General features: G+C 65.1%; 17 protein-coding genes. 3 read left to right on the top strand and 14 right to left on the bottom strand.

Annotation, left to right across the window (positions count from 1 at the left end):
• Positions 1-174 precede the first annotated feature (174 nt).
• From ACHFB9_RS08200 to ACHFB9_RS08175, 6 genes are all read right to left on the bottom strand, one after another.
• Complete coding sequence (locus ACHFB9_RS08200) at positions 175-684, bottom strand: metal-dependent hydrolase (protein WP_417070997.1); 510 nt, start codon at positions 682-684, stop codon at positions 175-177.
• A gap of 143 nt (positions 685-827) precedes the next feature.
• A complete protein-coding gene (locus ACHFB9_RS08195) occupies positions 828-1,043 on the bottom strand; it encodes a hypothetical protein (protein ID WP_417070995.1) in 216 nt (71 codons plus the stop codon).
• Between the two features lie 157 nt (positions 1,044-1,200).
• On the bottom strand, positions 1,201-3,498 hold the full coding sequence (locus ACHFB9_RS08190; RefSeq protein WP_417070993.1) for a glycogen debranching protein: 2,298 nt from the start codon (positions 3,496-3,498) through the stop codon (positions 1,201-1,203).
• Between the two features lie 140 nt (positions 3,499-3,638).
• Complete coding sequence (locus ACHFB9_RS08185) at positions 3,639-8,735, bottom strand: Ig-like domain-containing protein (RefSeq protein ID WP_417070991.1); 5,097 nt, start codon at positions 8,733-8,735, stop codon at positions 3,639-3,641.
• Between the two features lie 599 nt (positions 8,736-9,334).
• Entirely contained in the window at positions 9,335-10,972 is a 1,638-nt protein-coding gene (gene pgm / locus ACHFB9_RS08180) for a phosphoglucomutase (alpha-D-glucose-1,6-bisphosphate-dependent) (RefSeq protein WP_417070989.1), read from the bottom strand.
• A gap of 206 nt (positions 10,973-11,178) precedes the next feature.
• On the bottom strand, positions 11,179-11,979 hold the full coding sequence (locus ACHFB9_RS08175; RefSeq protein WP_417071351.1) for an alpha/beta fold hydrolase: 801 nt from the start codon (positions 11,977-11,979) through the stop codon (positions 11,179-11,181).
• Between the two features lie 315 nt (positions 11,980-12,294).
• Between ACHFB9_RS08175 and ACHFB9_RS08170 the strand changes: the two genes are divergently transcribed.
• Positions 12,295-13,167 (top strand): C1 family peptidase, encoded by an 873-nt coding sequence (locus tag ACHFB9_RS08170; protein WP_417070988.1) that lies wholly within the window; start codon positions 12,295-12,297, stop codon positions 13,165-13,167.
• A 35-nt stretch (positions 13,168-13,202) separates the two neighbouring features.
• Here the strand turns inward: ACHFB9_RS08170 and ACHFB9_RS08165 are convergent, their stop codons facing one another.
• The 4 genes from ACHFB9_RS08165 to ACHFB9_RS08150 all read right to left on the bottom strand — a co-directional run bounded on the left by ACHFB9_RS08165 (position 13,203) and on the right by ACHFB9_RS08150 (position 18,149).
• Positions 13,203-13,772: a dienelactone hydrolase family protein gene (locus ACHFB9_RS08165; protein ID WP_417070986.1), complete on the bottom strand. Its 570-nt coding sequence runs from the start codon at positions 13,770-13,772 to the stop codon at positions 13,203-13,205.
• 38 nt (positions 13,773-13,810) lie between these two features.
• The gene (locus ACHFB9_RS08160; RefSeq protein ID WP_417070984.1) at positions 13,811-16,159 is read right to left on the bottom strand and encodes a DNA internalization-related competence protein ComEC/Rec2; all 2,349 of its coding nucleotides are present in this window, start codon (positions 16,157-16,159) and stop codon (positions 13,811-13,813) included.
• A gap of 66 nt (positions 16,160-16,225) precedes the next feature.
• Complete coding sequence (gene lolD / locus ACHFB9_RS08155) at positions 16,226-16,903, bottom strand: lipoprotein-releasing ABC transporter ATP-binding protein LolD (protein WP_417070982.1); 678 nt, start codon at positions 16,901-16,903, stop codon at positions 16,226-16,228.
• A complete protein-coding gene (locus ACHFB9_RS08150; protein WP_417070980.1) occupies positions 16,896-18,149 on the bottom strand; it encodes a lipoprotein-releasing ABC transporter permease subunit in 1,254 nt (417 codons plus the stop codon). The genes lolD and ACHFB9_RS08150 overlap by 8 nt, the downstream gene beginning before the upstream one ends.
• 61 nt (positions 18,150-18,210) lie before the next feature.
• Here ACHFB9_RS08150 and ACHFB9_RS08145 point away from each other — a divergent pair, with 61 nt between their 5' ends.
• Both ACHFB9_RS08145 and recJ read left to right on the top strand, forming a co-directional pair.
• Entirely contained in the window at positions 18,211-19,236 is a 1,026-nt protein-coding gene (locus tag ACHFB9_RS08145) for a hypothetical protein (protein WP_417070978.1), read from the top strand.
• 3 nt (positions 19,237-19,239) lie between these two features.
• Positions 19,240-20,943 carry a single-stranded-DNA-specific exonuclease RecJ gene (gene recJ / locus ACHFB9_RS08140; protein WP_417070976.1) on the top strand — a complete coding sequence of 568 codons (1,704 nt, stop codon included), beginning with the start codon at positions 19,240-19,242 and terminating at the stop codon, positions 20,941-20,943.
• A 13-nt stretch (positions 20,944-20,956) separates the two neighbouring features.
• Here recJ and ACHFB9_RS08135 read toward each other — a convergent pair whose 3' ends face one another.
• From ACHFB9_RS08135 to ACHFB9_RS08120, 4 genes are all read right to left on the bottom strand, one after another.
• On the bottom strand, positions 20,957-21,265 hold the full coding sequence (locus ACHFB9_RS08135; protein WP_417070974.1) for an STAS domain-containing protein: 309 nt from the start codon (positions 21,263-21,265) through the stop codon (positions 20,957-20,959).
• A 31-nt stretch (positions 21,266-21,296) separates the two neighbouring features.
• Positions 21,297-22,376, bottom strand: coding sequence for a protein-glutamate methylesterase/protein-glutamine glutaminase (locus ACHFB9_RS08130; RefSeq protein ID WP_417070973.1), 1,080 nt, complete (start codon positions 22,374-22,376; stop codon positions 21,297-21,299).
• A 14-nt stretch (positions 22,377-22,390) separates the two neighbouring features.
• A complete protein-coding gene (locus tag ACHFB9_RS08125) occupies positions 22,391-23,308 on the bottom strand; it encodes a CheR family methyltransferase (RefSeq protein WP_417070971.1) in 918 nt (305 codons plus the stop codon).
• A 152-nt stretch (positions 23,309-23,460) separates the two neighbouring features.
• Positions 23,461-23,865, bottom strand: a complete 405-nt coding sequence (locus ACHFB9_RS08120) for an Hpt domain-containing protein (RefSeq protein WP_417070969.1) — start codon at positions 23,863-23,865, stop codon at positions 23,461-23,463.
• Positions 23,866-23,927 lie beyond the last annotated feature (62 nt).

Here is a 23,927-nt window from a genome sequence, read left to right as displayed (position 1 = left end):
AGACCACGCCGCAGGACGGGCACTGCCACTCGGGAGCGGTATCGGCGGGCGTTCGGTCATTTTGGCACTTCGGACACTGCATCGTTTTCCTCTCCACAGAGCGTCCGGACATTCTATCGGCATTGCCGCCAGACGGCCTCCACGGCGTAGCCGTCGCGCGAGACCGCTTGAGCGTCAGCCCAAGTCCTTAGCGCTGCGGCGCCTGCGATAGATGAGCAGAGCCCAGATGCAAATGGCCAGCTCAACGCCAAATGACCAGTGCAGGATGAAATTCAGCCACCACGGCTCGAAAGTGGCCGGCACGACAAACATCGCGAACGGCCGATCGACAAAGGGCGCGAACCACCAGATATCGCCGACCAGGCTGTCGAGGACAAGGTGAAGCATGCCGCCTGAGCAAAAGACCAGAGCCAGAATGGGGACTTTCGAAAATCGAGACAGCCGCAGCCAGACAGCTGAGGCCGCAAGCAGAATCAGCCAGACGATGGGCCAATGGGAAAAGTACCTGTGATGGTGGGTTTGGCGGTGATCAAGCAAATAGAAATACGCCATATCGAAGTCGGGCGCCCAAGCCCCGAGCATGCCGGACGAGATCACGGCGGAGGCGCTGGCCCGCAGATTGCGGACCCTCTCGACGAGCAATGAGGAGAACACGTAGCCGGACGGAATATGCGCGATGAACATCTGAACTCTATCGTTTGCGAAGAAAGCACTCGATCGACTGTGCGAGCGAATCCTAATCCGTTTCCAAGCTTGACCCCTGTTGGCCGGCGTGCCGCTCTCGACGAGCGGCTTGCCCCAGGCGTCGAACAGCGTCTCGCTGTGGATCAGCCCGACCGGCTCGCGCCCGCGAACTCGTAGCGCGCCACGACGTGCGCGTCACCGTCGCTGTCCTGCAGCGCGGCGCGATCGTCCCAGAAGGTCGTGCGGCGCACCGGCGGCGCTCCCGGGTGGATCGGGTCGGTGGCTTCTCTCTCGACGCGCAGCCCGAACGCGTCGTTCCGGTAGCGGCCCAGCGCCGTGCCGTCGCGCGAGACCGACACCTGTTAGGCATTGCCGTCGTAGGCGAAGCGCGTCAGCGCTGCGCCGCGCCGTTTCTCGATCAGCTTGCCCTGAGCGTCGTAGCCTTGGTTGTCGGCGCGCCCAAAGGATCGGTCTTGGCGCTGACCCGATCAAAGTGAGCTCACGCCCCCGGATGACTTACTTCGCAATCAGCAGCAGCACGCCGCGCCCGCACAGGCCGTAGCGGACGCCCTGCCCGCCCAGCCAAGCCTCGTTGCCGGGCATCGCGACCGAGTTGGCGCCTTCGTTCCAGCTGCAGGTATCGGTGACGCGGTGCCAGCTTCGCCCCGCCCCAGGATCGGGCAGCGTGAAGTCGACGCGATCCGACCACCCGTTGTAGGCGACGTAGATCGCCGATGCGCTGTCGCCGAGCTCGGTGCCGTCCAGCGCCCAGGCCAGCGCGTGATTCGTCGTGTCGATCCAGAATGCCGCATCGGCGCGTGCGCCGCTCGCTGAATACCAGGCGAGCTGAGGCCGGCCGTTGCCATTGTTGTCGCTGTCCGAATAGAAGCCGAGCGGATGGAGCGCCAGGTGCGCCGTGCGGAAGGCGATCAGGCGCTGCGCGAACGCGAAGAAGTTCGCCTGATCGTTCGTCAGGCTCCAGTTCAGCCAGTTGGCCTGGGAGTCGAGGTTGTAGGGATTGTTGTTGCAGCGCAGTGTGCGCAGAAATTCGTCGCCCCCGACTATCATCGGCACGCCGGCCGACAGCATCAGCAGCGCGAAACCGGTCCGCGCGGCCTGACGTTGATCGAAAGCGCTGCCGCCCTGATCCCAGCTGCGATTGTTGTCCTCGCCGCCGTTCGAAGGACCGTAAGGCCAGGCCTGTCCGTTGTCTTTCGCCGAACAGGAATACAGATCCTTCAGCGTGAAGCCGTCGTGGGCGACCAGAAAGTTCACCGAATGCCCAGGCAGGCGGCCGTCATCGCCATAAAGGTCGGACGAGCCGGCCAACCGGGTCGCCAGCTCCCCGATGGGCACGGGTTCGACGCCCAGCTTGTTCTGCGCGGCACGCAGGCGGTCGCGGTAGATCCCGTTCCACTCGGCCCATCCTGCCGGAAAGCCGCCGACCTGATAGGAGTTGCCGCCGATCGCCCACGGTTCGGCGATCAGCTCGACGCCGGGGCCACCGTTGACCGGACGCGGAGCGAGCTCGCGGACGATCCGGTTCAGCGCGTTGTCCGGATCCATCTTGTCGAAGTTGAAACAGGCGTGTTCGCAGGAATTGCCGAGCACCGGGGCGAGGTCGAAGCGGAAGCCATCGACGCCCAGTTCGTCCCGCCACCAGGCGAGCGAGTCGACGATCAGATCCTGGGCGAGCGGATTGTGGGTGTTGAAATTGCCGCCGACTCCGGTGTTGTCCCACGAGTACTGCTTATCCGTAGTCAGAGAATAGTAGCCCGGGTTATCCAGCCCCCGGAAAGAGAAGATCGAATAGAGGGTCTTGTCGGAAGAGCGCCAGGCTCCGCCCTCCCCCGTATGGTTGTAGACGACGTCGATCAGCACCTTGATGCCGGCGTCGTGAAAAGCCCTGACCATCGCCTTGAACTCGCGGGTCGGCCCGCCCGGACTCCTGTCGAAGGCATAGCGGCGATCCGGCGCGAAGAACGCGAGCGTCATGTAGCCCCAATAGTTCGCGCCTTCCGTGCTCTCGGCATTGACGTCGTTGCTGTCGTTCTGGGTCTCCTGAACCGGCAGGAACTCGACCGCGGTGACTCCGAGGCTCGCGAGGTAGGCGGCTTTGAGCGCCGCCCCGGCATAGCTGCCGCGCAGCTCGGGTGGCACAGAGGGATCGTTCATCGTCAGGCCGCGGACATGGACCTCATAGACAATGTCGTCCTTGAAGGGGCGGACAGGCTTCGCGCCGGTCGACGACGGATCGTCCGCGAGCACGATCGCCTTGCTCGCGACGCGGCCGCTGTCGCGGATCCGGCTCTTGTCGCCCGACGTATAGATCTCCGCATCGAGGTTCCGCGCATTGAGCGGATCGTGGCTGATCTCGCGCGCATAGGGGTCGAGCAGCAGCTTGTTCGGATTGAAGCGGTTACCCTCGGCGTCGACGTCGGAGATGAAACCGGCCAACGAGCCCTTCTTCCAGGCAGGATCGTAAGGCCAGTTGGGCCCCCAGGCGCGGTAGCCGTAATAAACGGCACCGGTGACGCCGACGGCCCTCAGTGCGGCGAGCGGCCGGCTCGCCATCCAGACTCCGTCCGCCCCTTTGGCAAGAGGGATGCTCGCGACTTCGTCGGCATCCTGGGCCTGGGCGTAGATCTCCAGTTCAACCCGCGTCGCCCGCGCCGCAGCGACCCGGAAGCTGATCTGGCCCGCCTGCGCGTCTATCCGCGCGCCCAGCCTTTGCGCGTCGAGCGCCGGGTGCGCGGAAAAGGAGAGGATCAGCAGAGCGGCACAGACGAAGCAGCGACGGAAGTGAGCGTTCATGATTTCCTCGTCAGCGGCGGCGCGGTCGAACCGCGGCAATGCGTCCAGCATAGACAGGAATTTCGCCCGCGCCGGGCGCAGAACAAAAAAACCCGGCACGGGGCCGGGCTTTTTTGTGGGGTATAAACCGTCCCCGCCGATCAGAATGCCTTCTTCAAGGTCGCCTTGAGGCTGTGCGCGCGCGTAGACTCCGATCCCTGGTTGTACTGGTAGGACAGACCCAGATCCCAGATCTTGCGGAAGTCGAAGTTGCAGCCCAGCCCGAGCACCGCCGCATTCCGGTCTACCGCGAGCGGCAGAAGCGAATAGACCTGTCCTGTCGGTTGATCCGCATAGACCAGAGCCGCCGCGGCTGGCGCCTCAAGATCGTGCTGATACTCGAACTTCAGGAATGGTCTGGCCGTGGCGGAAGAGAGCTCGATGTTGGCCTCGCCGCGCATCCCCAAGGCCAAGCGCTTGTTCTTGACGGTCTGCTCGAGATAGATCAGGTCGTAGCGCCCGGCCCCGCTCTCCTGGCTCTGATGAAGCCGCGTCGAGATCCAGTCAAAGCGCAGGTAGGGAGAGAGCAACAAGCCTCGATTCAGGAACTCGTAGCCGCCGCTCAGCGACGCAAACAACTGGTTCCCGGACCGCTGCGAAGTGGCGATCTGGTCGACCGCGCTCGCATAACGCTGGGAATCGAAGTCAAGCCACTGATGCCCAGCCAGACCATCGAGGAAGAAGCCTTCACCGGGCTGATAGCTGCCGTAGAGCGCAAGCGCCTGGCTGTTCGCGCTCTCCTTCGTCCCGCTCGAACCGACTCGGGTGCGCTCATAACCCAGACCCGCTCCAAGACCCAGCGTCAGCTTCTCCGTTGCACGCCAGTCCGCGCCGAGCGAAAGACCCGAGCTCGTGAAGCGGCTGTCCGTGCTGCCGATGTGCCCGAGGTTGATCGCGCCAGCGCTCCAGGCCTCGATGCCGGAATCCCAGAGTTCCCCGCTCTGCCGATTCAGGTTCAGCGACGACAAGGGAAGCTCCGACAGTCCCTGGGTTCTGGCCTTGGGCGCCCCGGTCGAGTCCTGTCCGTCGAGCAGAACCGGCTGAAGACCGCGTTCATCCTGTTCCGGCAGAACTGCCGGCCGCATCCCGACCGAAGACGGAGCAGAAACAGCGTCCGCAGATGAGCCATCGGAATTTCCTGCCAGAGCGGAGGAAGAGGCGAACAGACTCCGTTCTTTGGCACGACCAGATCGCGCCGCGTCTCCTCGTGCGAGATTCTTTGACTGAGCCAGGCCCTGGCTTCGTGTGTGCATACTCTCCAGGCGGTGCAGGAAGTTTTCGCTCTGGGCCTGAGCGAAACGCTTCGCGGTCGCCAGCTGAGCCGAGACGAGTCCGATCACTTCCGGATCCTTGCTCGGGTCGGGACGCGCACGAACCGTGATGCTGACCATTGCAGGCTCAGAACTCCCGCCTGCGTTCGCCGCCGTGTAGGTGAAGCTGTCCTCGCCGGAGAATCCCGCAGCGGGCGAATAGGTGATCGAGAGCCCGTTGACACTGGCCGTACCATGATTCGGCGCACGGCCGATCGCCACGCTGGTGGCGCTCCCACCGCTCAGCGCAAGAGGAACGACATTGCCCGAGCTGTCCGCTTCGACGCTGAGACTGACCGCCCCTGCCGTCGGCAACGGCTGACTGACCGAGATCGTGACCACCGCAGCTGCGGAGGTGCCGGTAGCGTTCGTCGCAGTGTAGCTGAAGGAGTCGGAGCCCGAATAACCCGCAGCGGGCGTGTAGGTGATCGCCGTGCCGCTCGCGCTGGCCGTGCCATGGCTTGGCGAACCCGCAACTGCGACGCTCGCCGCTGCACCGCCGCTCAAGGCGAGCGGAACAGCGTTGTTCGCGCTGTTCGCCTTGACGCTGACGGAGACTGCCCCCGCCACGGGAATCTGCGGCGCAACCGTGATCGTGATCATCGCCGGGGCAGACGTGCCCGAAGCATTGGTCGCCGTATAGGTAAAGGAATCCGAGCCCGAGTAAGCCGCCGCCGGCGTGTAGGTGATGTGGGTGCCACTCGCGGCGGCCGTACCGTGGCTCGCCGAAGAAGCGACCGCGACGCTGGTCGCTGCGCCCCCGGAAAGATTCAACGTAATCGCATTGCCGCTGCTGCCATAGGCGACCGTCGCGCTGGTCGCGTTGGCAACCGGAGGGGCCAACAGCGAAACAGAATTGGAGGCTGCCGAAGCCGCTCCCATCCCGGCCGAGTTCATCGCTGTGACGGTGAAGGTATAGGCCGTCCCACCCGAGAGCCCCGTCACAGTGAGCGGGCTGGAAGAGCCCGTCGCGGTGACGTTGCCGGGGCTGGACGTGACCGTATAGCTCGTAATCGCTGCGCCTCCGGTCGATGCTGGCGCGGTGAAGCTCACCGTGGCCTGACCGTTGCCCGCCGTCACCGTGCCAATCGCGGGGGCGCCAGGTGCAACTGCGTTCACGGTGAAGGTCTGGCTCACCGTCGCCGCGGCGGAATAGCTGGCATTTCCAGGCTGATTCGCGTTGATCGTGCAGCTTCCGGCCGTCAGGAAAGTCAGCACGTTACCGCCGACCGTGCAGACACCCGTCGAGCTGGAAGTGAAGCTGATAGCCAAACCCGAGCTCGCCGTCGCCGTCAAGGTCAGCGCCGAGCCGAAGTTCTGCGTTCCGGGATTCACAAAGGAGATCGTCTGACTCGTCAGCGACATCACCGTGATCGAGACCGTCGCAGGGGCTGATGTGCCGCCCCCGTTCGTCGCCGTGTAGGTGAAGAAGTCGGAGCCCGAATAGCCTGCCGCCGGCGTATAGGTGATGCTGGTGCCGCTCGCGGTGGCCGTGCCGTGGCTCGCTGCCCCCACGACCGCGACGCTGGTCGCCGTGCCCCCGGAGAGGTTCAACGTGATCGCATTGGCGCTGCTACCGTAGGCCACCGTCGCGCTGACCGCGCTCGCGACCGGAGCTTGCGGCGCCACCGTGATCGAGACCGTTGCAGGGGCTGATGTGCCGCCCCCGTTCGTCGCCGTGTAGGAGAAGAAGTCGGAGCCCGAATAGCCTGCCGCCGGCGTGTAGGTGATGCTGGTGCCACTCGCGGTGGCCGTGCCGTGGCTCGCAGCCCCCGCGACCGCGACGCTGGTCGCGGCGCCCCCGGAGAGGTTCAACGTGATCGCATTGCCGCTGCTACCGTAGGCCACCGTCGCGCTGACCGCGCTCGCGACCGGAGCTTGCGGCGCCACCGTGATCGAGACCGTCGCAGGGGCTGATGTGCCGCCCCCGTTCGTCGCCGTGTAGGAGAAGAAGTCGGAGCCCGAATAGCCTGCCGCCGGCGTGTAGGTGATGCTGGTGCCACTCGCGGTGGCCGTGCCGTGGCTCGCAGCCCCCGCGACCGCGACGCTGGTCGCCGCGCCCCCGGAGAGGTTCAACGTGATCGCATTGCCGTTGCTGCCGTAAGCGACTGTCGCGCTGACCGCGCTCGCGACCGGCAAAGCGATGGGGGAGACCGGATTGGAAGCCGCCGAAGCTGCCCCGCTCCCAGCCGAGTTCGTCGCGGTGACGGTAAACGTATAAGCCGTACCGTTCGTGAGCCCGCTCACCGTGATCGGGCCACTCGCCCCTGTGCCCGTGAAACCGCCCGGGTTGGACGTGACCGTATAGCCGGTGATCGCCGCGCCGCCGTTCGAGCTCGGCGCGGTGAAGCTCACCGAAGCCTGACCGTTGCCTGCCGTTGCGGTGCCTATCGTCGGAGCGCCAGGCGCGACCGCGTTCACGGCGAAGCTACGGCTCACCGTCGTTGCGGCGGAAAGACTGCTATCTCCAGCCTGATCCGCGTTGATCGTGCAGGTCCCCGTCGTTACGAAGCCCAGGACTCCCCCCGTCGTGACCGTGCAGACGCCAGTCGTGGCGGAAGAAAAGCTGACGGTCAGGCCCGAGCTTGCCGTCGCCGTCAAGCTCGGCGTCGTGCCGAAGCTCTGCGCACCCGGATTCGCAAACGTGATCGTCTGGCCCGCCTTCGGCGTCACGCTGCTCGACGCCGCCGAAGCCGCCCCGCTCCCAGCCGAGTTCGACGCCGTGACGGTAAACGTATAAGCCGTACCGTTCGTGAGCCCGCTCACCGTGATCGGGGCACTCGCCCCTGTACCCGTGAAACCGCCCGGGCTGGACGTGACCGTATAGCCGGTGATCGCTGTGCCGCCGTTCGAGCTCGGCGCAGTGAAGCTCACCGAAGCCTGACCGTTGCCTGCCGTCGCACTGACCCCCGTCGGCGCGCCGGGCGCGACCGCGTTCACGGCGAAGCTACGACTCACCGTCGTTGCGGCGGAATAGCTGCTGTTACCGATCTGATCTGCGTCGATCGTGCAGGTCCCCGTCGTTACGAAGCTCAGGACTCCCCCCGTCGTGACCGTGCAGACGCCAGTCGTGGCGGAAGAAAAGCTGACGGTCAGGCCCGAGCTTGCCGTCGCCGTCAAACTCGGCGTCGTGCCGAAGCTCTGCGCACCCGGATTCGCAAACGTGATCGTCTGGCCCGCCTTCGGCGTCACGCTGCTCGACGCCGCCGAAGCCGCCCCGCTCCCGACTGAGTTCGACGCCGTGACGGTAAACGTATAAGCCGTACCGTTCGTGAGCCCGCTCACCGTGATCGGGCCACTCGCCCCTGTACCCGTGAAACCGCCCGGGTTGGACGTGACCGTATAGCCGGTGATCGCTGTGCCGCCGTTCGAGCTCGGCGCAGTGAAGCTCACCGAAGCCTGACCGTTGCCTGCCGTCGCACTGACCCCCGTCGGCGCGCCAGGCACAACCGGAGCAACAGCCAGCGTATAGGCTTTGCTGCCGAAGGCCTGCTGAGTCGCCGAATCTGTAGCGGTCACCGTGAAGCTGGAATTACCGCTCGTGGTGGGGATACCACTCAGAACGCCGGCGCTGGAGAGACTCAAGCCTGCCGGCAGGCTGCCGCTCGTCACCGCATAGGCATAAGGTGCGGTTCCCCCGCTGGCGGAAATCGTCGCGCTATAGGCAGAACCAACCGCCGCAGCGCTCAAGCTGCTGGGCGAGACGGTGAGCGGAGCGACATAGGGTGCAACGGCCAGATCGTCGAGCGCGAAATCGCCCGTATTGCTGTAAAAGTGGACTTCGTCGATGTCGGTAAAGTTGATCGAACAGAAATTGAAGCTGCTCGCGGGGATAGAGCAGCTCGTCGACGCGACCGCCCCCCCCGACCTGTACCCGACAATCGTCACGAACGGATCCGAGCCAGAGCCACCGACCCGCACCGAAGTCAGGCTGAATGCATCGCCTGTGCTGGCGACCTTGATGATGCCCGGGTTTGAACTTGTGCCGGGACCAGTGCTTGATGCCGCCTGATAACTTGTAACCGTTCCTGGAATGATGAACGCCCCATTCCCGCTTATGACCATCGCAGTCCCGTTGTCGTAGAACCACCCTGACCCTATGAAGTTAAGCGAATTCTGGCTGGAGACTGCCCCTCCAACAGACCCGCTGTTGAAATCGAGGAGTCCCGCCGTCACCGCCGCGTTGGCTGAAGAGAGGAATGCCGCGAACAGCAGCAGGGAAAGACAAAGCCCGCGCATCAGCGCGGGCAGTCGAACAAAAAATGACTTGGACATCGGGAAAGGCCGATTTTCCGGCGGAGGATAGGGGAACAAAGGATTTACGAATTATCACAAAATTCCATACAGATGGTGCAAAAATTTCCGAATTGAGGATTTTTGTGCAGTTATTGGAAAAACCATCAGAAAAAGATGAAGCCCCCACCGCATTAGCCGGACCCAAAAAAGCCCGGCGCAAGGCCGGGCTTTTTGATGGCGCAGAGGAAGGATCAGGCCAGCGCGTCGGTGACGATCTGCTGGGCTTCCTCGACGATTTTCTGCAGATGCTCGGCGCTGACGAAGCTCTCCGCATAGACCTTGTAGATGTCCTCGGTGCCGGACGGACGGGCCGCGAACCAGCCGTTCGCGGTCGTCACTTTCAGACCGCCGATCGGCGCATCATTGCCCGGCGCACGGGTCAGCCTCGCGGTGATCGCGTCCCCGGCCAGAGTCGAGGCAGCGACCTTCTCGCCGGTCAGGCTCTTGAACGCGGCCTTCTGGGCCGGCGTCGCGGCCGCGTCGATCCGCGTGTAGAACGGCGCGCCGTACTTCGCGGCCAGCTCCTGGTAATGGACGCCCGGATCCTTGCCGGTCACCGCGGTGATCTCGGCCGCGAGCAGGCCCAGGATGATGCCGTCCTTGTCGGTGGTCCAGACCGAGCCATCGCGGCGCAGGAAGGACGCTCCGGCGCTCTCCTCGCCGCCAAAGCAGAAGCTGCCCTCGAACAGGCCGCCCGAGAACCACTTGAAGCCGACCGGCACTTCGAGGAACTTGCGGCCAAGACCGCCGACGACACGGTCGATCAGCGCCGACGAGACCAGGGTCTTGCCGACCGCGGCCGTCGCCGGCCACTGCGGACGGTGGGTCAACAGGTAGTTGATCGCGACCGCGAGGTAGTGGTTCGGATTGAGCAGGCCGACCGAGGGGGTGACGATGCCGTGACGGTCGACGTCAGCGTCGTTGCCCCAGGCGATGTCGAACTTGTCCTTGAGCGCGACGAGGCTCGCCATCGCGTAGGGGCTGGAGCAGTCCATCCGGATCTTGCCGTCGTGATCGAGTGTCATGAACGAGAAAGCCGGATCGACGGCCGCGTTCACGACCTCGATGTCCAGGCCATAAGTCTCGGCGATCGGCTTCCAGTACGCGACCGCGGCGCCGCCCAGCGGGTGGACGCCGATCTTCAGCTTCGCCGCGCGGATCGCGTCGAAGTCGATGACCGACCCCAGATCGCGGACATAGGGCATCACGAAGTCTTCCTGGTGCGTCGTCGGCGCGGACAGCGCCTCAGCGTAAGGCAGGCGCTTGACGCCGCGGTTGCCGTCGGCCAGCAGTTCATTGGCGCGCGCTTCGACCCAGCCGGTGATGTCGGTGTCGGCCGGACCGCCGTGCGGCGGGTTGTACTTGATGCCGCCGTCCTGGGGCGGGTTGTGCGAAGGCGTGATCACGATGCCGTCGGCGCGTGGGCCTTCGTTATCGCGGTTGTAGACGAGGATCGCGCGCGAGATCACCGGGGTCGGCGTATAGCCGTCATCCTCCTGGATCCGGGTATCGACTCCGTTCGCGGCGAGCACTTCGATCGCGCTCTTCTGCGCGGGGCCGGACAGCGCGTGAGTGTCCTTGCCCAGGTAGAGCGGACCGTTGATGCCCTGCTTGGCGCGGTATTCGCAAACCGCCTGGGTGATCGCGAGGATGTGCGCTTCGTTGAAGCTGCCGGCAAAAGCATTGCCGCGGTGACCGCTGGTGCCGAAAGCGACACGCTGCGTCGGCACATTGACGTCCGGCACGGTGCTGGCATAGGCGGCGAGCAACGCAGGGATATCGGTCAGAACTTCGCTGGGAGCCGGCTTGCCGGCAAGAGGGTGAGCCATGATCTTGTTTCCTCAGAACGCCTTGGGGGAGGCTTTTCGACGGGGCAACAAACGCCCGGGAATGCTTCGGATCCGCCGTGCCTTGAGCACGATTGGCCCGAACCCGGGCCGGCGAAACCTGCGCCCGGGAACGCATCAGTAAGCCACAACAGCGCGCTTTCGTGCTCCATCTGGATCAAAAAGACGCCGCAAAGGCAGTGATTTTTTCAAACCTGCAACAGAAAATCCCGTACCGGTTCGATCTGCTCGAAATCCATCAGGACCGGAGCGTGCCCGACTCCGGCGAACTCGACAACTTCAGGCCGCGGGCCGCTCGTCTTCATCCGCTCAAGCGTATCGACGCTCAGCAGGTCTGACTCAGCCCCACGCAGAACCAGGGTCGGCACACTGATGGCCTCCCAGAGCGGCCACAGCTCGATGTCGTGCTTCTGCAGCGCCGAGCGGAAAGCCGATCCGATCGCGGGATCGTAACGAAGCTCGCACCCTCCGCCGACATGGGGGCGGATCGAATAGTCGGTCAGGTGCCGCCACTGCGCATCGGAGAGCTTGCCGAACGATGCGCCGGTCATCCTGATGTATTGCTCGGCCTGCCCGCGATCGGCAAAGACCGGCGCCAAACCCAGGTACTGGGCAATCCGGTGCAGGGATTCGGCGCTCAGTTCGGGGCCGATATCGTTGAGCACGAGGCGGCCTATCGGTGACAGGGGCTGGGAGGCGATCGCGATGCCGATCAGTCCGCCTAGCGAAGTGCCGACCCAATCGACGGTTTCGGCACCGCTGCGGGCGATCAGCACCATCATGTCGGAGACATATTGGGGCACGACGTAATGGGTTCCGGCCGGCAGCCAGCCGCTGCGCCCTCGCCCGACGATGTCCGGGCACAGCACCCGGTAGTCGGAGGCCATCGCCCGGGCCAGATCGTCGAAATCACGGCCGTTGCGCGTCAGACCGTGGACACAGATCAGCACCCGGGGATTGTCCGGAGCGCCCCACTCGACAAAGGCCATCCGGTGCAGGCCGTGCGGATCCGCGCACAGCACACTCCGCTCGCGGTATGAGTGCGCGATGACCGCATCTCCTAACCCGCTTCTGAGAGCTGAGCACACGTTCCACCTCCGGCGTCAGGCGATCATTCAGTCTATCACCGCCCTCGCCAAGAGCCAGCCCGGCCACCAGCCATCCCGCTTGCATAACCCGGAAAGGAGCCTATCGTAAAACTCGGTCAGCCCCATCCAACGGAGAGCGTGCGTTCCCCTTGCCAAGGCAGGGAACGGGAAGCATGCTCCGCTCCTCGATGGAGCCCCTCAACAAAGGAGATGTTCATGTCTGAATCGACAGAACCGGTCAGTTTTGGCTGGATGCGTGACCTGCCCAGCATCAAGGACTACACGCCGGAAGACACTCGCGTCAAAAACCTGCTCAACAAGGTCAAGGTGGCTCCGGCCGCGCTGCCGGCCAGCGTTGACCTGCGCGCCTGGTTCTCGCCGATCGAAGACCAGAAGAGCCTGGGTTCCTGCACCGCGAACGCCGGAGTCGGTTTGCTCGAATACTTCGAGCGCCGCGCCTACGGCAAGCATATCGACGCTTCTCGCCTCTTCCTGTACAAGAGCACCCGCAACCTGCTCCAATGGACCGGTGACACCGGAGCCTATCTGCGCAGCACGATGGAAGCGTTGGTGTTGTTCGGGGTGCCGCCCGAAAGCTACTGGCCTTACGACGTCAGCAAATTCGACCTCGAGCCCAGCGCCTTTCTGTACGCTTTCGGCAGCAACTATCAGGCCCTGAAGTACTACCGCCTCGATCCGTCCGGAACCAGCAAAACCGCGCTGCTGACCAAGATCAAGACCAATCTGGCCGCGGGACTTCCGGCCTTCTTCGGCTTCACGGTCTATAGCTCTTACACTCAGGCGAACGTCGCGAACCACGGCGCGATCCCCTTCCCGACCGCGGCCGACAAGATCGTCGGCGGCCACGCGGTCGTCGTCGCCGGCTACGACGACACGATCCAGATCAAGAACACCAACGCCGGCGCGGCTCCGACGACCGGCGCGCTGCTGATCCGCAACTCCTGGGGCACGGGCTGGGGAGATGGCGGCTACGGCTGGCTTCCCTATGACTATGTGCTCAAAGGTCTGGCCGTGGACTGGTGGTCGCTGATCTCGGCCGAATGGGTGGATACCGGCAACTTCGGCTGAGTCCTGATGCGTCCGCCGCCTGCGCGGCGGACTGCTCACAAGCCCTGATGCGCACTCCAGGCATCGAGCCGTTTGCCGATCTCGCCAACCCAGCGGTCGGCGAGATCGGGGACGAAATTCACTGAGCACGGGTTCATGAAGCCGTGGGCCGTGCCCGGCACGATCGCGCAGCGAACCCTCTCGCGCTTGAGCGCGGCGACGAGCGCTGCGGGCTCGAACGAGGCTTCACGCTCGGCGAAGATCGCTTCGACCGGAAACTTCGGCACGCGCTGCGCGTGCTCGCGGATTCGCGAACCGTAGAACAACACCGCAGCGCTCTCCGGATGAGCCTCGCCCGAGCAGGCGTGGAGCCAGGCGGCGGTCGCGCCGACGCTGAACGCGATCAGAAAAACCGGCTCGCCTGCGGCGCATTCCGCAATCCTGTCCGCATAGGTTTCGATTCCGCGCTCCGCAATCAGCGCCTGATGGGCCAGCGCTTCGCTCGCGAACGGGCAGCCCTCGCCCTCCCATGGGGACAGAAAAGTCAGAGCTTCGCCGAGCGGAGCGCACAGCGCCCGGAGCTCGGCATGGATGCCATGAATGTCGCAGGCGATGATCGTCTTCATATCGAACCAGTGCCGGGAAACCGCAGAGTATAAGCGCCCTAATGCGGCGCTGTTTCAAGCCACTCGGTCTGCCAGTAGCGCCTGGCGACCTGCCGCCAGCGCGCGACCAGCTCGACGCGGGCGCCAAAGGCAAAACGCAGCGCGCCGTCGCGGTCGGTGCGCAACGCGCGCGCACCAGCGAGGCGGTAGCGCTCGGCGACTTCCGCGTGGGGATGGCCGAAGCGGTTGCGGTAGCCGACCGAGTACAGCACCCAGCGCGGCGACAACGCGGTGATGAACTCAGCGCCCGACGAGGTATGCGAGCCGTGGTGAGGCGCGACGAGCACCGTCGTCGGAGCCAGCGCGCCGGCGGCAAGCATCCCGGCTTCGGCAGCCAGATCCGCATCGGCCGCGAGGAATACCGAGCCGGAAGCAGTCGAGACCTTCATCACACAGGAAGTCGTGTTGCCGTTCTTCGCAAGCGCCGCTCCCGCTTCGGGGTTCAGGATCGCGAAGCGGACTCCGTCCCAGTCCCAGCTCTGACCGCGCCGGCAGGGCTCGACTCGCCGCCCGCCCAGAGCGAGCCGCGCGTCGCCCGCCTCGACCGAGCCGATCAGGCGGCGCGCACCGATCGCATCGACGACACTCACAGCTCCCCCCGAATGATCCGAGTCGTAATGGCTGATCACCAACGCATCGAGCGGCATCGCCCCCTCGCCGCGCAGATAGGGAACGAGGATGCTCTGACCGGCATCGCTGCCGCCACCGTAAGAAGGGCCGGCATCGAAGACGAGATCATGCGTCCGGGTGCGGACATGGGCGGCCAGACCCTGACCGACATCGAGCAGGGTCAGCTCGAATTGGCCGAATGCAGGGCGAGCGACCGGCCAGAGCGCGAGGGGCAACAGCAAGGCCCAGGCCGCAGCCTTGCCGGGAATGCGGCGCGGCAGCAGGAGCCAGATCGCGGCAAAGCCAGCGACCAACAGCAGCAGGGCCGGTGGCGCGGGAGGCTGCCAGACCGCCCATTGCGGACGGGCGAGCACCTCCAGCCCACTGGCGAGGACATCGAACACGAGGGAGGCCAGATCCAGCAGAGGCGTCCAGGGCAGCAGCACGAAGCCGAGCACGAGGGGCAGCACAAGCATCGTGACGACCGGAATCGCGACCGCGTTCGCGAGCGGCGCGACCAGCGACACCTGACCGGTCAGCGCCAGCAGGGCCGGCAGCATCCCGAGCAGCATCGCCCACTGGGCCCGGAGCCAGCCGGACAGCGCCGATTCACGCTTGAGCCGCCCCAGCCCCGAACACAGCAGCAATGCGACCGCGCCGAAGGAGAGCCAGAAGCCCTTGCCGGACACGGCCCACGGATCGCGGACCAGCACGACGAGCAGCACCAGGCCCAGCGAGCTCGCCGGGCTCAGCTTGCGCCAGCCGAAGCGGGCTGCCGCTGCGACGGCGAGCATCAGCAGCGAGCGTTGGGCCGGAACGCCCCAGCCCGCCAGAGCGCAGTAGATCAGGGAAGCGACGACGCCCAGCAAAGCGCCCGCCTGCTGGGCGGGAAGGCGCAAGGCCAGGGCGGGAACCCTGCGCCAGAGCGCCGCGACCAGCGCGCCGACGATGACGGCCCAGATCACGACGTGAAGTCCGGAAATCGAAACGAGGTGGGTGATCCCGGTCCGCGCGAAGAGCCGCCACTGGTCGGCCGGCACTCCGCGCTGATCACCGACGGCCAGAGCGACGAGCAAGGCTTGCCAGCGCGACTCGGGAAGAGCCCTGACGATGCTTTCGCGTACCGCTTCGCGGAGCCGGTCCACGCGCGCGGCCAAGCCCTCCGGTCCGGCCGCGAGGCGCAGCGGCGGCGGAGCTTGCCTGACGTAGCCGTTCGCACCGAGTCCCTGGCTGAACATCCAGGCCTCGAAATCCGCGCCGTGTGGATTGAGCGTTCCATGAGGGCGCTTGAGCCGCACCGCGAAGCGCCAGCGCTCGCCCGGATGAGGCGAGAGCCGCCCACCGCGGCTCGAACCATAGACCGCCAGCAGCAAACGGCTCGGGACTCCGGGCTCGGCTTTCAGCACCTCGAACTGAAACGAAGTCGAGCGCTCGCTCCACCTCGGCAGTCCCTCGACCCGGCCTTCGACGATCAGATCGCGACCTTCGAGTTCCGCGCTGAGCCGGTCGGGCAGTCTGAGTTCGGCGCGCCAGATCGCCCAGCCAGCTCCACCAACGAGGAAAGAGAGGATCAGCAAAATCCTCGCCAGCGCTGGCCGGCGACGCCAGAAGAAGGCGCACAGCGGCACGGCGAGGGAAAGTGGCAAGGCGGCAGGCCACAGCGGCGGCAATTCGGCCTGGCACTGCAGCCAATAGATGCCGAGGCAGAACGGCAGCGAAGCGAGAACGACGGGAGGCATGAGGACCGGATTGTCGCGGCCCCGCCTCGCTCCGGCGAGGCATTGCGCCACGCCGGCCCGACGAGATCAGACCAGTCGTCCGTCCGCGAGACTCAGTTGCCGGTCGGCGCGCGCCGCGAGCAGAGGATCGTGGGTCACGATGATGACGCTGGTGCCCAATCTGTGGCGCAGATCCAGCATCAGATCGAACACGTTCTCGGCGGTCTGCCGATCGAGATTGCCGGTCGGCTCGTCGGCGAGCAAGCAGGCCGGTTCGGTGACCAGAGCCCGGGCGATCGCAGCGCGCTGCCGCTCGCCGCCGGAGAGCTCTCCCGGCGCGTGTTCGAGGCGGTGGCTCAAACCGACCGAAGCAAGCATCGCGGCGGCCTTGGCAAGCGCGTCGGAGCGCTTCATCCGGCGAATGAACAGCGGCATCGCGACGTTTTCGAGCGCCGAGAACTCGGGAAGCAGATGGTGGAACTGATAGACGAAACCGAGCGAGCGGTTGCGCAGCCGACCGCGTTCAGCTTCGGTCAGCGACGAGAAATCCTCGCCGAGCAGACTGACCTTCCCTTCGGTCGGCGCGTCGAGCCCGCCGAGCAGGTGCAGCAGTGTGCTCTTGCCGGAGCCGGAAGCGCCGACGATCGCGATGCTCTCGCCCCGCGCGACGTCGAGCGAGACATCGCTCAGCACATCGACCGTATGGTCGGCCCTGCCATAGCGCCGGGCAAGGCCGGAACACGAAATCACCGGAACATCATTCATAACGCAGAGCCTCGGCCGGGTTGACACGCGAAGCGCGCCAGCTCGGATACAGAGTGGCTACCAGGGTCAGCACGAAAGCCACCGCGGTAATCGTTGTCACATCGCTCCAGATCAGCTGGGAAGGCAGTTCGGAGATGAAATAGACGTCCTTGGCGAGGAACTGGATGCCGAAGACGTGTTCGATGAAGGGCACGATCGTGCTGATGTTCAGAGCCAGCAGCACGCCCCCTACGACGCCGATGCCCAGACCGATCAGCCCCATCAGCGCGCCCTGCATCACGAAGATCGCCATCACGGAAGCCGGCGTCGCGCCCAGCGTGCGCAGGATCGCGATATCGGCCCGCTTGTCCTGGACCGCCATCACCAGAGTCGAGACGATGTTGAAAGCGGCGACCGCGACGATCAGCGACAGGATGATGAACATCACGTTCTTCTCGATCTGCACGGCACGGAAGAAGTTCGCATGGCTCTTCGTCCAGTCCACGACGCCGATCGAGCTGTCGAGTTTGGGCATCAGCTCGCGGGCGATGCGCGGCGCCGCGTTCATGTCATCGAGCAGAAGGCGCACGCCCGAGACGCTGGAACCCATCCGGTACAGAGCCTGGCCATCCTGCATATGGATCAGCGCGAGGCCGCCGTCGAATTCGAACATTCCGACATCGAAGATGCCAACGACCGTGAACTGCTTGGAACGCGGTTGCATGCCCACCGGAGTGAAGATGCCGGTCGGCGCGAACAGCATCACTTTCTGGCCGGGGATAACGCCGAGCGCCTTGGCCAGTTCGGAGCCAAGCACGATGCCGAACTCGCCGGGCTTGAGCATGTCCATGCTGCCCGCCTTCATGTGCTGGCCGATGTCGGCGACCTTCGCCTCCTCTTCGGGCAATATGCCGCGCACGACGGCGCCGCGAACCGTGCCGCCTTCGGCGAGCATGCCCTGCTGCTGGACGTAGGGCGCGGCGGCGCGCACTCCGGGATGGTGGAGCGCGACTTCAAGCGGAGTCTGCCAGTTGGCGAGATCGCCTTCATAGGAGACGACTTCGGCATGGGCGGCGACGCCCAGGATGCGGGTTCGGAGCTCGCGCTGGAAGCCGTTCATGACCGAGAGCACGACAATCAGCGCCGCGACGCCGAGCGCGATGCCCAGCATCGACACCATCGAGATAAAGGAGATGAAGCGATTGCCACCGTCGGAGCGGCGGCGGGCGCGCACATAGCGCAGGCCGATCAGGAGTTCGAATTTCATGTTGCCCCGCATGTTACACTCGACAGCCCGCCGAGCGGGAAAACCTTGTTCCGCAATGTAAATGCACATCCGCCTCGTCGCGCCCGGCCTGTTCTGGCCCACCTCGCCCCTCTCCACGACCTCGATTCCCGGCCTGGACTCCGTGGAGCTCCCTTCTCTTGCGTGGCTGCTCGCCCGCAGCCACGAGACAGGACAGACAGAAGCGGACGCCGCACGCGCCTTCTCGCGCGCGCTCGCGCTCGATGCCGGAGCGGCCGCCTTGCGCGCTGCGGGCGAGCCCGGCAGCCCCTGCCCGCGCCCCGGCGAGAACTGGCTCTGCGCCGACCCGGTCAATCTGTCCTTTGCCGGCGAGCACTTGGTGCTGAACCCGGCGCAAGCCTTGAAGATTACGCAGGAAGAGGCTCAGGATCTAGAGCGCCTGATGCGCGCAACCCTCGCGGGCCACGGCGAATTTCATATGGCCAGCCCCGAGCGCGGCTATCTGCGCCTCACGACAGCTTCCCGGATCCGCTTCGCGCCGCTGATCGACGCGGCCGGCCGTCCCCTCTCCTACTTCCTGCCCGAAGGGGAGGACGAGCGCGAATGGCTCAGGATTGCCGGTGAAGTCGAGATCGCGCTGCACGAGAGCGCGCTCAATGCGCGCCGCGAAGAGTCTGGCCTTCCCGCGATCAACCGCCTATGGTTCTGGGGCCAGGGAGCGACTCCCGAGCCTGCGGCAGCCCCCCGGCCTCTCGTCGTCGCCGACTCGCTGAGCGGCCACGGCGCGGCAAAGCTGGCCGGCAGCTTCGCCCTGCCGCTCGCGCGCCTGGGCGAAGCCTTGAACTCCGGCGCAGATGAGCTGGTGATCCTGATCGAAGAACTCGAACAGCCTGTGCTGTACTCGGATTGCGAGGCCTGGCTCGCCGCGCTGCTCTCGCTCGAAGCGCGGCTCTTCGCGCCGCTGCGCGACGTGCTGCGCCGTCGGGGTGTCCGCCTCGAAATCAGCGCCCCTCTGCGCGCGGGCGGGCCCGAACTCGCGATCGCGTCGCGGCGCTTCGCGTTCTGGCGCCGCCCTGCCCCGCTTTCCCGGCAACTGATCCGGACCTGAAAAATGAGTCGCATCACCACCCGAACGCCCGCTCGCACCGCCTTCACCCGCCTGACCGAGGCCGGAACGCCTCCGCTTCTGGCCAGGCTCTATGCCGCCCGCGGCGTCGAGAACGCCGCCGAGCTCGACTACGAACTCAAGGCCTTGCTCCCGCCCACGGCAATGAAAGGCCTCGCCGAGGCGGCAAAGCTGCTCGCCGACACGATCACCGCAGAAGAGCCGATGCTGATCGTCGCCGACTACGACTGCGACGGAGCGACCGCCTGTGCGGTCGGCCTGCGCGGCTTGCGGGCGATGGGGGCAAAAGTCGACTATCTGGTTCCCCGACGCATCGAGGATGGCTACGGGCTAACGCCGTCCATCGTCGAGCAGGCCGCTCTGCGCCATCCCAAGCTGCTGATCACCGTCGACAACGGCATCGCCAGCGTCGAGGGCGTCGCCACGGCGCGCCGCCTCGGCATCAAGACCCTGGTCACCGACCACCACCTGCCCGGCGACACGCTTCCCGACGCGACCGCGATCGTCAACCCGAATCAGCCTGGCTGCGATTTTCCGAGCAAGCACCTCGCCGGCGTCGGCGTGATGTTCTATACGCTGATGGCCTTGCGCGCCGAGCTCAGAACCCGGGGCCATTTCGCACAGAGGCCCGAGCCCCGGCTCGTCGATCTGCTCGATCTCGTCGCGCTCGGCACCGTCGCCGACGTCGTCAAACTCGATCACAACAACCGTCTGCTCGTCCACCAGGGCATCGCCCGGATGCGCAAGCGCTGCGTCCAGCCAGGCATCCTGGCGCTGTTCGCGGCGGCCGGCCGCGATCCGGCTTCGGCGACGACTTTCGATCTGGGTTTTGCCCTTGGCCCACGTTTGAACGCGGCCGGCCGCCTCGCCGACATGTCCCTGGGCATCGAGTGCCTCGTCACTGACGACGCGCGCCGGGCACTGGCGATCGCCCGCGAACTCGACACCTTGAATCAGGAGAGACGCGGCATCGAGCAACAGATGCGCGAGCAGGCCGAAACGATGCTCTCGCGTATGGACATCGGGGAGGCCCGCGCGCTGGCGCTGTTCGACCCCGACTGGCACCAGGGGGTGATCGGAATCCTCGCCGGGCGGATCAAGGAGCAGCGCAAACGCCCGGTCATCGCCTTCGCCCGCGCCGAGGGCGGACTGCTCAAAGGATCGGGCCGCTCGATCGCCGGGATCCATCTGCGCGATGCGCTCGATCTCGTCAGCAAACGCGAACCCGGACTTTTGCTCGCCTTCGGCGGACACGCGATGGCGGCCGGAATCACGATCAGGGAAACCGATTTCGCGCGCTTCGCCCGGACCTTCATCGACGTGATCGCCGAATCCGCCGACCCAGCCCTCTTCGACCCGCTGCTCGAGACCGACGGCGCACTCGCCATGCACGAGATGACGCTGGAAGCGGCCCACCTTCTCGAGCGGGGAATCTGGGGCCAGGGCTTCCCGGCACCGGTTTTCGCCGACGAGTTCGAAGTCGAGGATCAGCGCCTGCTCAAAGACCAGCATGTAAAGCTGACGCTCAGGAAGGGCGATGCGCGCTTCGAAGCGATCCGCTTCCGCCACAGCGATCCGGCCCCCGAACAACTGCGTGTCGCGTTCAGGCTCTCCTGCAACGAGTACCGGGGCACGCAATCGCTGCAGCTGTTGATCGACGAATGGGAAGCACTGAGGGAAGAGCGCTGAGAGAAGACTCGCGCTATTCGGTGATCGCGAACATCTTCGAAAAGTTCGCGATTTCCAGGACTTGACGGACCGTGCCCTTGACGCCCGAGAGCGTGACCGATTTGTTCGCATGCCGGGCGCGGTCGCGCAGCAGCAACAGCATACCCAGGGCCGAACTGTCGAGATAGCTGACCTCGGCCAGATCGACGACGAAGTCGGAGTTCTCGGGCAAGGCGCTCAGGCGTTCGAGCGCCTCGCGGTATTCGCGGTGCGCGTTGAAATCGAAACGGCCCGCGAGCTTCATCACGGCCTTGCCATCGTGCAGGCTGACTTGGGTTTCCATACTTTCCTCTGTGTCGCCGGTGCGACGCGCGCTAAACGCTCTTGCGTGAAGGCAGGCGCAAGCGGTTGACCACTCTCTGCGCGATCTCTGCCAGCGGAGCCTGTTCGTCGACAGCGCCAATCATCCAGGCCTCGCGCGGCATCCCGTAGACGACGCAACTGGCCTGATCCTGGCCGATGTTCCAGCACCCGGCCTGGCGCATCGCCAACATGCCCTGGGCGCCGTCCTTGCCCATCCCGGTCAGGATCACGCCAAGCCCGTTGGCTCCGACCTGACGCGCAGCGGAATGAAATAGCACATCAACCGAGGGACGGTGGCGGTTGACCGGCTCGGTTTTCAGAAGTTCACAGAAATAGCTGCCGCCGCTTCGCTTGACCGCCAGATGCGAATGGCCCGGAGCGAGGTAGACGTTTCCTGGCTGAACCCGCTCGCCGCTCTCGGCCTCCTTGACGTGCAGCTTGCACAAGCCGTCGAGCCGGCGCGCAAAGGAGCCGGTAAACATCTCGGGCATGTGCTGGACGATCAGGATTCCGGGCATGTCGGCCGGCAGCGTGGTCAGAAAATCCTTGATCGCTTCGGTTCCCCCGGTCGAAGCCCCAACCAAAACCAACTTTTCACGCAACACACCACTCTCCAGCCCCGCGGCCGGAAGGGTCGGTGCGGCAACAACTCCGGCACTCCGGGAATTCAATTCAAGCCTCTTTTTCTGATTGAGCCGAGCCAGAAAGGCTGCGCGTATCTTCTCGCAGATTTCTTCGCTCTGCGGCTTCAGCCCGCGCAGCGAAAATCTCGGCTTGCAGACAATATCGACGGCCCCGAGTTCCAGGGCCTTGAAGGCGTTGTCCGAGCCCCGCTCGGTGTGGCCCGAGATCATCAGCACGGGCAGAGGGCGCTCGCGCATCAGGCGTTCGAGGAAAACCAGGCCATTCTCGCCGGGCATTTCGACATCGAGCGTCACGACATCGGGCTCGAGGCGGCGGATCAGCGCATCGGCGCTCGCCGCATCGGCGGCTGAGCCGACCACTTCGAGTCCATCTCCATTGTTGATGATCTCGGTCAGCACCTTGCGCATCAGCGCCGAATCGTCGATAACTAGAACCTTGATGGCCATTTGAACCTTCGGACTCAGCCCGGCTTGCGATCGGCCCGCACATAGACGGTGCGGCCCTGGGAGCGGAAGAGATCGGCGGCATGGATGAAGTTCTCCGAGTGACCGGCGAACATCAGACCTTCCGGGCGCAGCAGCGGAACAAAACGCTTGAGGATCGTGTACTGGGTCGGCTTGTCGAAATAGATCATCACGTTGCGGCAGAAGATCACGTCGAGAGGCCCCTGCACGGGCCAGGACGATTCAAGCAGATTGACCTGACGAAAGCTCAACAGCCTCTGCAGCTCCGGTCTGACCCTGACCTTGCCCGCCTGATCTCCTGTGCCTTTGAGGAAGTACTTCTGTACCCTCTCGGCCGACATCCTGTCTATCCGGTCCAGGCCATAGACGCCGCGCTCTCCCTGGGCGAGCACGTTGGTATCGAGATCGCTGGCGATGATCTGCACCGGCGGATTCAGGGAGCCATAGGCCTCACAGGCAGAAATCGCGATCGAATAGGGCTCCTCGCCGGTGGATGCCGCGCAGCACCAGATCTTGACCGGACGGTGTGAGTCGCTCTTGCGCAGAAAATCGACCAGCACATCGAAGTGATGAGCTTCGCGGAAGAACGAGGTCAGGTTGGTCGTCAGCGAATTGACGAATTCTTCCCACTCCTTGGCATCGTGGGTCGATTCGAGCTTGTCCAGGTAGTCGGCGAAGCACTTATCCCCCCTCGCCCTCAGGCGACGAGCGAGCCGGCTATAGACCATGTCCTGCTTGATCGGAGACAGCGAGATTCCGGCGTGCTTGTAGATCAGCGCGCGCACGCGTTCGAAATCTTTCTGTGTGAACAGGAATTCGCGCTCCCCGGGATCTATCCGGCGCAGGTTCTCATAGATCGCCGCGCGGGCCTTGGCCCCCGAATCGACCGTCGTCGAAGCGCGCGCGGCGGGCACCACTGGTCGCGTCAGCGAAGAGGTCGGTCGCGCCGGAGTCGTCGCAGTCCGGCTGGGAAACGTCGAACTCGCGGGCGCAACAGAGGGTCTCGTCGGCGTGGGCCGGGAAGGCGTTTGAGGCAATCCGGGCGCCGGCTTTTTCGGGAAATCGCTCATCGCAGAGCCTCCTGGCAGCGAACTGAAGCGCCGCTGGCCGCCTCCGGCAGAGTCCCCGCTTCGAGATCGCCCGGCGCCGCAAACCGGGTCAGATGATCGCGCGCCTGGCTTGCCACGGCGCGCAGCGGATCGCTGCTCCGGCCCAGTTCGCAGAGCATTTCGCGCATCAACAGGGTCGCCGTGGTGGCAGCCTGCAACAAGGCCTCGCCGACCGAGCCCCCTGTTCGGGAGGCAAAGGCGCGCTCAAGCGCCAGAGCCAGATCGCGGATATCGTCGAGCGCAAGCGCTGCGGCGGCCCCTTTGAGCGTATGCGCGGAACGGAAGACCGTCTCGGTCAGGTCCGGATCGGCTCTTTCGGGTTCGAGCGAACTCAGACTCGCATCGATGCGGGCGAGAAGCATTTCGGCCTCACCCCGGAATATCTGATGAAACTGGCTCAGATCAATTTGCACGGCTCCCCCAT

The organism is Niveibacterium terrae, assembly GCF_048213115.1.
GTDB classification, from domain to species: domain Bacteria; phylum Pseudomonadota; class Gammaproteobacteria; order Burkholderiales; family Rhodocyclaceae; genus Niveibacterium; species Niveibacterium terrae.
The sequence above is the reverse complement of the archived record's forward strand: the minus strand, read 5'-3'. Positions and strand labels throughout refer to the sequence as shown.

Bases quoted from the DNA above. Each gene is read 5' to 3' on its own strand.
- ACHFB9_RS08200 (WP_417070997.1), bottom strand. From the start codon at position 684: ATGTTCATCGCGCATATTCCGTCCGGCTACGTGTTCTCCTCATTGCTC.
- ACHFB9_RS08190 (WP_417070993.1), bottom strand. From the start codon at position 3,498: ATGAACGCTCACTTCCGTCGCTGCTTCGTCTGTGCCGCTCTGCTGATC.
- pgm (WP_417070989.1), bottom strand. From the start codon at position 10,972: ATGGCTCACCCTCTTGCCGGCAAGCCGGCTCCCAGCGAAGTTCTGACC.
- ACHFB9_RS08175 (WP_417071351.1), bottom strand. From the start codon at position 11,979: ATGGCCTTTGTCGAGTGGGGCGCTCCGGACAATCCCCGGGTGCTGATC.
- ACHFB9_RS08170 (WP_417070988.1), top strand. From the start codon at position 12,295: ATGTCTGAATCGACAGAACCGGTCAGTTTTGGCTGGATGCGTGACCTG.
- ACHFB9_RS08165 (WP_417070986.1), bottom strand. From the start codon at position 13,772: ATGAAGACGATCATCGCCTGCGACATTCATGGCATCCATGCCGAGCTC.
- ACHFB9_RS08160 (WP_417070984.1), bottom strand. From the start codon at position 16,159: ATGCCTCCCGTCGTTCTCGCTTCGCTGCCGTTCTGCCTCGGCATCTAT.
- lolD (WP_417070982.1), bottom strand. From the start codon at position 16,903: ATGAATGATGTTCCGGTGATTTCGTGTTCCGGCCTTGCCCGGCGCTAT.
- ACHFB9_RS08150 (WP_417070980.1), bottom strand. From the start codon at position 18,149: ATGAAATTCGAACTCCTGATCGGCCTGCGCTATGTGCGCGCCCGCCGC.
- ACHFB9_RS08145 (WP_417070978.1), top strand. From the start codon at position 18,211: ATGCACATCCGCCTCGTCGCGCCCGGCCTGTTCTGGCCCACCTCGCCC.
- recJ (WP_417070976.1), top strand. From the start codon at position 19,240: ATGAGTCGCATCACCACCCGAACGCCCGCTCGCACCGCCTTCACCCGC.
- ACHFB9_RS08135 (WP_417070974.1), bottom strand. From the start codon at position 21,265: ATGGAAACCCAAGTCAGCCTGCACGATGGCAAGGCCGTGATGAAGCTC.
- ACHFB9_RS08130 (WP_417070973.1), bottom strand. From the start codon at position 22,376: ATGGCCATCAAGGTTCTAGTTATCGACGATTCGGCGCTGATGCGCAAG.
- ACHFB9_RS08120 (WP_417070969.1), bottom strand. From the start codon at position 23,865: ATGCTTCTCGCCCGCATCGATGCGAGTCTGAGTTCGCTCGAACCCGAA.